This window comes from Curtobacterium sp. C2H10 (assembly GCF_025407985.1).
Lineage (GTDB): Bacteria > Actinomycetota > Actinomycetes > Actinomycetales > Microbacteriaceae > Curtobacterium.
The window spans coordinates 45,035-52,635 of the sequence record NZ_JABXGF010000022.1 but is presented as its reverse complement, the minus strand read 5'-3'; the positions used below and the strand labels follow the sequence as shown (position 1 = coordinate 52,635).

Here is a 7,601-nt window from a genome sequence, read left to right as displayed (position 1 = left end):
GGTGGGCAGCGCTCGGGTGCCGCGTCCGGCGGTCGCCGCAGTGGTGGCAGCCGTCGCGCGTCGAGCGACACCGTCCGCGGCGGGTCCGCTCCGGTCTGGTCCTCGGAGGGCGGCTACGCCGCCGGTCGTGGGTCCGGCACCGAGTCGGGCGGCAACCGTCGTGGTGGCTCGCGCCGCGCCTCCCGTCCCGCCGGATCCGCGCGCTGATCCTTCAGGGGACAACCTCCACGCCGCCTGAGCACGGACGCACTCCACGGGCGTAGGTTCTCCTTCACCGGATGCCGCGCGAGCGGCTGACGGGGAACTGTCCGCTGTCGGAAGGAGAGCCTATGGCTGGGATCGAAGACGTCAAGAACGCCGCTGCGAAGGCAGCTGGCAAGGCCAAGGAAGCCGTCGGGAACGTGACGGACAACGACCGCCTCAAGGCTGAAGGCAAGACCGATCAGGTCAAGGCCGACACCAAGCAGGCAGGTACGAACGTCAAGGACGCCGCTTCAGGCGTGGCCGACAGCCTCAAGAACGACAACAAGTAAGCCGGTCCAGTACCGCGCTGCGAAGCCCCCGGGTCCGATTCGGATCCGGGGGCTTCGTCGTGTGCGGGTGGCGGCGGCTGCTACATGAGGGCGCCGACCGATGCGAGTCCGGCGCGGAGGAGCGCTCCGCGACCGCCCTCCATCTCGTCGGCGACGGCGTCGGAAGCTGCCTCCATCGGGCTCATCCAGGTCAGCTCGAGGGCGTCCTGCCGGGGCTCGCACGTGCCGGTCACGGGGACGACGTACGCGAGGGAGATCGCGTGCTGCCGTTCGTCCGTGTAGACGGACGCGCCGGGCAGCGGGAAGTACTCGGCCACGGTGAACGGGGTGGGGCTCGACGGCAGCTGCGGGAACGCCATCGGCCCGAGGTCCTTCTCGAGGTGCCGGAACAATGCGGTCCGGATCGACTCGCCGAACATCACGCGCCCGGACACGAGCGTGCGGGCGATGGAACCGCTCGGGGCGACGCGCAGCAGCACGCCCACCTCGGTGACGACGCCGAGGCCGTCGGTGCGGACGGGCACCGCCTCGACGTAGCAGATCGGCAGTCGACGGCGGACGTTCGCGAGCTCCTCGTCGGACAGCCAGCCGGAGTCGGGGTCGGGGGTGCGCAGCGAGGCCATGCACCGTGTCTACCAGTCACCGCGGCGAGTTCGGCGGAAGGCGCGGGGGTTGGGGATGGTTGATGCGTCAACTACTGTCGTCCGCATGATCGATCGCGATGCCGTGCAGTGGACCCGGAGCCCCTCCGAGCGTGCGGGGACCCCGCTGCTCGTGACGATGCACGGGGTGGGGTCGAACGAACGCGACCTGCTCGGACTCGCCCCGGCGCTGCCGTCGTCGTGGACCATGGCGTCGCTGCGTGCGCCGATGCCGTTCGGGCAGGGGTACAGCTGGTACCCGCTCGGGACGCCGGGCTCCCCGGCACTCGGGCCCGTCGACGAGTCCGTCGCCGGAGTCCTCGAGTGGATCGACTCGGTCGCGGCCGAGCACCCGCGGATCGGGCTGCTCGGGTTCTCGCAGGGTGGATCGATGGCGCTGCAACTGCTCCGGGCACGGCCCGCTGCGTTCGCGTTCGCGGTGTCGCTGTCCGGCTTCGTCGTGCCGGGCGTGACGGACTCCCGTGACGAGGCCGTCGCCGCCGTCCGGCCCCGGGTGTTCCTCGGGCACGGCGACCTCGACCCGGTGATCCCCGGCGAGGCCACCGCCCGGACGCAGGCGTGGGCGGCGACGAACACCACCGTGACGGATCGCACGTACGAGGGCCTGCCCCACGCGGTGTCCGCAGCGGAGCTGGCGGACGTGGCCGCGTTCATCGGCGCGTAGGCGCGCTCGGCGGGCTCGCCCCGCGGCGCGCTTGGTGAGCAGAAATGGTCGGGTCCGACGTGCGGACTCGACCATTGCTGCTCACGATGCGGACGGGAGGCGCGGTGCCAGCTGGCACCGCGCCTCCCGTCACGGGTTCCGACGTCAGTCGGCGAGGATCTGCAGGAGGTCCTTGCGGAGCTGGTCGATCTTGGCGGTCGCCGCCTTCGCCTGCTCCTCCGTCGCGCTGGTGCGGTACATGTGCAGGACGCCCATGGTCTTCCGGAGCGCCTCGATGAACTCGCGGGACGAGTCCGGGAGGCCCGGCGCGTCGAAGGCCGCGGCGATCTCGTCCGCCTTCGCCTCTGCCTCGGCCTTGCCGGCGCCGGTGAGCTCGAAGAGCGTCTTCCGGCCGTCACCCGTGGAGACGACGAGGTCCTCGTCCACGAGCTGCTGGAGCGTCGGGTAGACCGAACCGGGGCTCGGCTTCCAGGCGCCGCCGGTGCGTTCGGCGATGGTCTTGATGACGGCGTAGCCGTTCTGCGGGCCCTCGGCCAGCAGGCCGAGGATCGCGAGGCGGACGTCGCCGCGGCGACGGCGTTCGCGGCCGAAGCCGGGACCGCCGAACCCCGGACCGCCGAAGCCGGGTCCGAAGCCGCGACCGAAGCCGGGGCCGAAACCGCCGCGTCCGCCGTGGTCGTGGTCACCGCGGTCGCGGCCGGGGAAGCCGGCGCCGTGGTGCTGCCGCGCGCCGCCGAAGCGGGGGCCGCGCGCGTGCTGGGTGGTGTCGAAGTCGTTGTGCATGGGTCGCATGATGCGTCCTTCCGTCGTGCTGAGTCGGCTCGCGAACGGTCTGACCGGAATCGTCTTCGTCGTATCGCGATGTGTTAACGATAGATCGGTAACTATCGCTCTGTCAAGGGGTACGTCCGCACGGGCCGCTGTCGGTGGTGGCGGGCAGGATGGGACGGACCATGACGGACGTCCTCGAGCGCTTCTCCCCCGCCACCGCGGAGTGGTTCCGCGGCGCCTTCGCCGCACCGACCCCGGCGCAGGCCGGTGCGTGGGACGCCGTCTCCACCGGGAAGCACGCGCTCGTGATCGCCCCGACGGGGTCCGGCAAGACGCTGGCATCGTTCCTGTGGTCGATCGACCGACTCATCAGCTCGACCGACCGTCCGCCCGCGAAGCAGCGCACCCGGGTGCTCTACGTGTCCCCGCTGAAGGCCCTCGGCGTCGACGTCGAACGGAACCTGCGCAGCCCGCTCGTCGGCATCACCCAGACCGCACGGCGCCTCGGGCTCGAACCACCCGACGTCACGGTCGGGGTCCGCAGCGGTGACACCCCGTCGTCCGATCGGCAGAAGCTGCTGCGGCAGCCGCCGGACATCCTCATCACGACGCCGGAGTCGCTGTACCTCATGCTCACCTCGCAGGCGCGCGAGACCCTGGTGAACGTCGACACCGTCATCGTGGACGAGGTGCACGCCGTCGCGTCCACCAAGCGCGGCGCCCACCTGGCGGTCTCGCTCGAACGGCTCGACGACCTGCTCGAGAAGCCCGTGCAGCGGATCGGGCTGTCGGCGACGGTGCGCCCCCCGGAAGAGGTGGCGCGGTTCCTCGGCGGACGCGCACCGGTGTCGATCATCGCCCCGCCGGCGCAGAAGACGTTCGACCTGCGGGTCGTCGTGCCGGTCGACGACATGGCCGAGCTCGGTGCACCGCCCGTCGGTGCGGACGCGACCGAGTCACCGACGAACGGGTCGATCTGGCCCCACGTCGAGGAACGCGTGGTCGACCTGGTCGAGGAACACCGGTCGACCATCGTGTTCGCGAACTCCCGCCGCCTGGCCGAGCGGTTGACGGCACGGCTGAACGAGATCCACGAAGAACGCGTGCTCGCGGCGGCGGGCTCGGTCGGTGACGGGGCGCTGGTTCCGGCCGGTGCCTCCCCCGCCGACGACGGCCTGCCGGTCGCGCGCGGGCGTCCGCAGTCGCCGGCACGGACCTCGGCGCACGCCGTCGCCCCGCAGGGCACGAAGCGGCCCCCGGCGCAGGTGATCGGCGCGTCCGGGCAGACCGGTGGCGGGGGCTCCGACGCCGCCGTGCCGGTGCTCGCCCGCGCCCACCACGGTTCCGTCTCGAAGGACCAGCGCGCCATCATCGAGGACGACCTGAAGTCCGGTCGACTGCGCTGCGTCGTCGCGACGAGTTCGCTCGAGCTCGGCATCGACATGGGCGAGGTCGACCTCGTCGTGCAGGTCGAGGCGCCACCCTCGGTCGCGAGCGGTCTCCAGCGCGTCGGTCGCGCCGGGCACCAGGTCGGCGAGATCTCGCGCGGTGTGCTGTTCCCGAAGCACCGCGCCGACCTGGTGAACAGTGCCGTGACGGTCGAGCGGATGGTGGCCGGGCAGATCGAGTCGATCTCGGTGCCGGCGAACCCGCTCGATGTCCTCGCGCAGCACACCGTGGCAGCGGGGGCGATCGACACGGTCGACGTCGAGCACTGGTTCGAGCTCGTGCGGCGGAGCGCCCCGTTCAGCGGTCTGCCCCGCTCCGCGTTCGAGGCAACGCTCGACCTCGTGACCGGGCGCTACCCGAGCGACGAGTTCGCCGAGCTCCGCCCGCGCCTGGTGTGGGACCGTGTGCACGGCACCCTGACCGGGCGTCCGGGTGCCCAGCGGCTCGCGGTCACCAGCGGCGGGACGATCCCCGACCGCGGCATGTTCGGCGTGTTCATGGTCGGCGAGAAGGCCTCGCGCGTCGGCGAGCTCGACGAAGAGATGGTCTACGAGTCCCGCGTCGGTGACGTCTTCGCGCTGGGTGCGACGAGCTGGCGCATCGAGGAGATCACCCACGACCGGGTGATCGTCAGCCCCGCGTTCGGGCAGCCGGGCCGCGTGCCGTTCTGGAAGGGCGACGGCATCGGTCGCCCCGCGGAACTCGGCCGTGCCACCGGGGCCTTCGTGCGCGAGGTCGAGGGGGCTTCCGACGACGACGCACGCGCCCGGGTGGCCGCCGGCGGGCTCGACGAACGGGCCGTGACGAACCTGCTCACCTTCCTCCGCGACCAGCGCGCCGCGACCGGACACGTGCCGAACGACACGACCCTCGTGATCGAGCGCTTCCGTGACGAGCTCGGCGACTGGCGGCTCATCCTGCACTCGCCGTACGGCATGCAGGTGCACGCGCCGTGGGCCCTGGCGGTCGCCGCACGACTCCGTGAGCGCCACGGGATCGACGGCGACGCCATGGCCGCCGACGACGGGATCGTCGTGCGCATCCCCGAGACCGATGCCGAGCCTCCCGGCGCCGACCTGTTCGTGTTCGAGCGGGACGACCTCGAAGCGCTCGTGACGGACGAGGTCGGGGCGTCGGCGCTGTTCGCCGCGCGCTTCCGTGAGTGCGCCGCGCGGGCGCTCCTGCTGCCCCGCCGGAACCCCGGGCAGCGGTCCCCGCTCTGGCAGCAGCGGCAGCGGGCCTCGCAGCTGCTCGAGGTCGCCCAGAAGTACCCGTCCTTCCCGATCGTGCTCGAGACCGTGCGCGAGGTCCTCCAGGACGTGTACGACGTGCCCGCCCTGCTGGGGATCGCCGACGACATTGCGGGCCGGCGCATCCGGTTGGTCGAGACCGAGACGGAGACGCCGTCGCCGTTCGCGCGCTCGCTGCTCTTCGGGTACGTCGCCGCGTTCATGTACGAGGGGGACTCCCCGCTCGCCGAGCGTCGGGCGGCCGCACTGTCCCTCGACTCGACGCTGCTCGGCGAGCTGCTCGGTCGTGCCGAGCTCCGCGAGCTGCTCGACCCGGCGGTGATCGCCTCGGTCGAGCGTGACCTGCAGCGGCTCTCGCCGGACCGCCGGGCGCGCGACGCCGAGGGGATCGTCGACGTCCTGCGGCTCGTGGGCGCGCTCGACCTCGACGAGATCGTGGACCGGAGCTGGCTGGCGGAGGCGGACGACCGCGCCGCAGCGACGACCGAGGTGCAGACCGTGCTCGCCGCGCTCGAGCGGGACCGCCGCGTGCTCGCGTTCTCGCACGCCGGCGCGACCCGCTGGGCCGTGATCGAGGACGCCTCCCGACTGCGCGACGCCCTCGGGGTGCCCCTGCCGATCGGCGTGCCGACGGCGTTCGTCGAACCGGTGGCCGACCCGCTCGGCGACCTGGTCGGCCGGTACGCCCGGTCGCACGGGCCGTTCTCCGCGCAGGACGCCGCCGGACGGCTGGGGCTCGGGATCGCCGTCGTGCAGGACACCCTGCGCCGCCTCGTCGCCGACCGTCGCGTGGTCGAGGGCGAGTTCCGTCCCGATCGCCAGGGTGCGGAGTGGTGCGACGCCGAGGTGCTCCGCCGCATCCGCACGAAGTCGCTCGCGGCGCTCCGGCACGAAGTCGAGCCCGTCGCGCCGGACGCCCTCGCGCGGTTCCTGCCCGCGTGGCAGCACGTCCGGACCGCCGGCACCCGCGGTGGGCTGCGCGGCGTCGACGGGGTGCTCCAGGTCGTCGACCAGCTCGCCGGGGTGGCACTGCCCGCGAGCGCGTGGGAGACCCTCGTGCTGCCGGCACGCGTCGGCGACTACGCGCCGAGCATGCTCGACGAGCTCACCGCCACGGGCGAGGTCCTCTGGTCCGGCGGCGGCACCCTGCCGGGCAACGACGGCTGGATCCGCCTGCACCTCGCCGACACCGCGGCCACGACCCTGGCGGAGCCCTCCGGTGACGAGACGACCGAGCTCCAGCGGGACGTGCTCGGTGCGCTCGCGGGCGGCGGCGCGTACTTCTTCCGGCAGCTCGGGCAGGCCGTCGGCAGCACCGACGACACCGCCCTGTCGACCGCGCTGTGGGACCTGGTGTGGGCCGGGCAGATCACGAACGACACCTTCGCGCCGTTGCGCGCGATGCTCGGCGGGAAGGCGAAGAGCTCGAGCGCACCCCGCGCACGGGCGTACCGCGGCCGTCGTCGGCCGACGATGCCGACCCAGTCCGGTCCGCCGTCCGTCGGCGGCCGGTGGTCCCTGCTCCCCCTCGCCGAGTCCGACGCGACCGTCCGGGCCGCCGCGACCGCCGAACAGCTGCTCGAGCGGTACGGCGTCGTCACCCGCGGCGCGGTGCAGGTCGAGGGCGTCCGGGGCGGGTTCGCCGGCGTGTACCGGGTGCTCTCCCGCTTCGAGGAGTCCGGCCGGGCCCGCCGGGGCTACTTCGTCGAGGGCCTCGGCGCCGCGCAGTTCGCGACGGGGCCCACCGTCGACCGGCTCCGCACGTACGCGCGCGACATCGACGACGACGAACGGGCCGATCCGGACCGGTCGCGTGATGCCCTGACCCTCGCGGCGACCGACCCGGCGAACGCGTACGGGGCATCGCTGCCGTGGCCGTCCGACACCGCCGCCGGGCCTGACGACGACGGTGCGGGCAGCGCCGACGGTACCGCTGGTCGTCCCAGTGGGGCCGCCGACTCCGCTCCCGTGAAGACGACGGGCCGCGGGCACCGGCCCGGGCGCAAGGCGGGTGCGCTCGTCACGACGGTCGACGGGCACCTCGCGGTGTACGTCGAACGCGGTGGCAAGTCGGTGCTGACCTTCACCGACGACCCGGCGGACCTCGCCGTGGCTGCGGCGTCGATCGCCGCGACCGTGCGGAGCGGCCTGCGGAAGCTCTCGGTCGAGCGAGTGGACGGCGACTTCGTCCTCGAGACCCCGCTCGGTTCGGCGCTGCGCGAAGCCGGGTTCACCGCCACGCCGCAGGGGCTGCGTCTCCGTGTCTGAGCGC

5 protein-coding genes and 1 pseudogene are annotated in these 7,601 nt (G+C 73.1%); 4 read left to right on the top strand and 2 right to left on the bottom strand.

The features are described from left to right. Together HWD93_RS10110 and HWD93_RS10105 are read left to right on the top strand one after the other, a co-directional pair. Positions 1-207: pseudogene (locus tag HWD93_RS10110) on the top strand (ATP-dependent helicase); the annotation flags it as partial. A 122-nt stretch (positions 208-329) separates the two neighbouring features. Beyond that, a complete protein-coding gene (locus tag HWD93_RS10105; RefSeq protein ID WP_070417647.1) occupies positions 330-533 on the top strand; it encodes a CsbD family protein in 204 nt (67 codons plus the stop codon). 80 nt (positions 534-613) lie between these two features. Here HWD93_RS10105 and HWD93_RS10100 read toward each other — a convergent pair whose 3' ends face one another. Continuing rightward, positions 614-1,156 carry an NUDIX hydrolase family protein gene (locus tag HWD93_RS10100; protein ID WP_070417646.1) on the bottom strand — a complete coding sequence of 181 codons (543 nt, stop codon included), beginning with the start codon at positions 1,154-1,156 and terminating at the stop codon, positions 614-616. 85 nt (positions 1,157-1,241) lie between these two features. Between HWD93_RS10100 and HWD93_RS10095 the strand changes: the two genes are divergently transcribed. After that, entirely contained in the window at positions 1,242-1,859 is a 618-nt protein-coding gene (locus tag HWD93_RS10095; RefSeq protein WP_261646747.1) for an alpha/beta hydrolase, read from the top strand. A 144-nt stretch (positions 1,860-2,003) separates the two neighbouring features. On the opposite strand, the gene HWD93_RS10090 is transcribed toward HWD93_RS10095, so the two are convergent. Beyond that, positions 2,004-2,642: a PadR family transcriptional regulator gene (locus tag HWD93_RS10090; protein ID WP_374115157.1), complete on the bottom strand. Its 639-nt coding sequence runs from the start codon at positions 2,640-2,642 to the stop codon at positions 2,004-2,006. Positions 2,643-2,812: 170 nt separating this feature from the next. Between HWD93_RS10090 and HWD93_RS10085 the strand changes: the two genes are divergently transcribed. Further along, on the top strand, positions 2,813-7,597 hold the full coding sequence (locus tag HWD93_RS10085) for a DEAD/DEAH box helicase (protein ID WP_261646745.1): 4,785 nt from the start codon (positions 2,813-2,815) through the stop codon (positions 7,595-7,597). Positions 7,598-7,601 lie beyond the last annotated feature (4 nt).

Excerpts from the sequence above, each read along its gene's own strand:
- HWD93_RS10105 (WP_070417647.1), top strand. The coding sequence starts at position 330 with ATGGCTGGGATCGAAGACGTCAAGAACGCCGCTGCGAAGGCAGCTGGC.
- HWD93_RS10100 (WP_070417646.1), bottom strand. The coding sequence starts at position 1,156 with ATGGCCTCGCTGCGCACCCCCGACCCCGACTCCGGCTGGCTGTCCGAC.
- HWD93_RS10095 (WP_261646747.1), top strand. The coding sequence starts at position 1,242 with ATGATCGATCGCGATGCCGTGCAGTGGACCCGGAGCCCCTCCGAGCGT.
- HWD93_RS10090 (WP_374115157.1), bottom strand. The coding sequence starts at position 2,642 with ATGCACAACGACTTCGACACCACCCAGCACGCGCGCGGCCCCCGCTTC.
- HWD93_RS10085 (WP_261646745.1), top strand. The coding sequence starts at position 2,813 with ATGACGGACGTCCTCGAGCGCTTCTCCCCCGCCACCGCGGAGTGGTTC.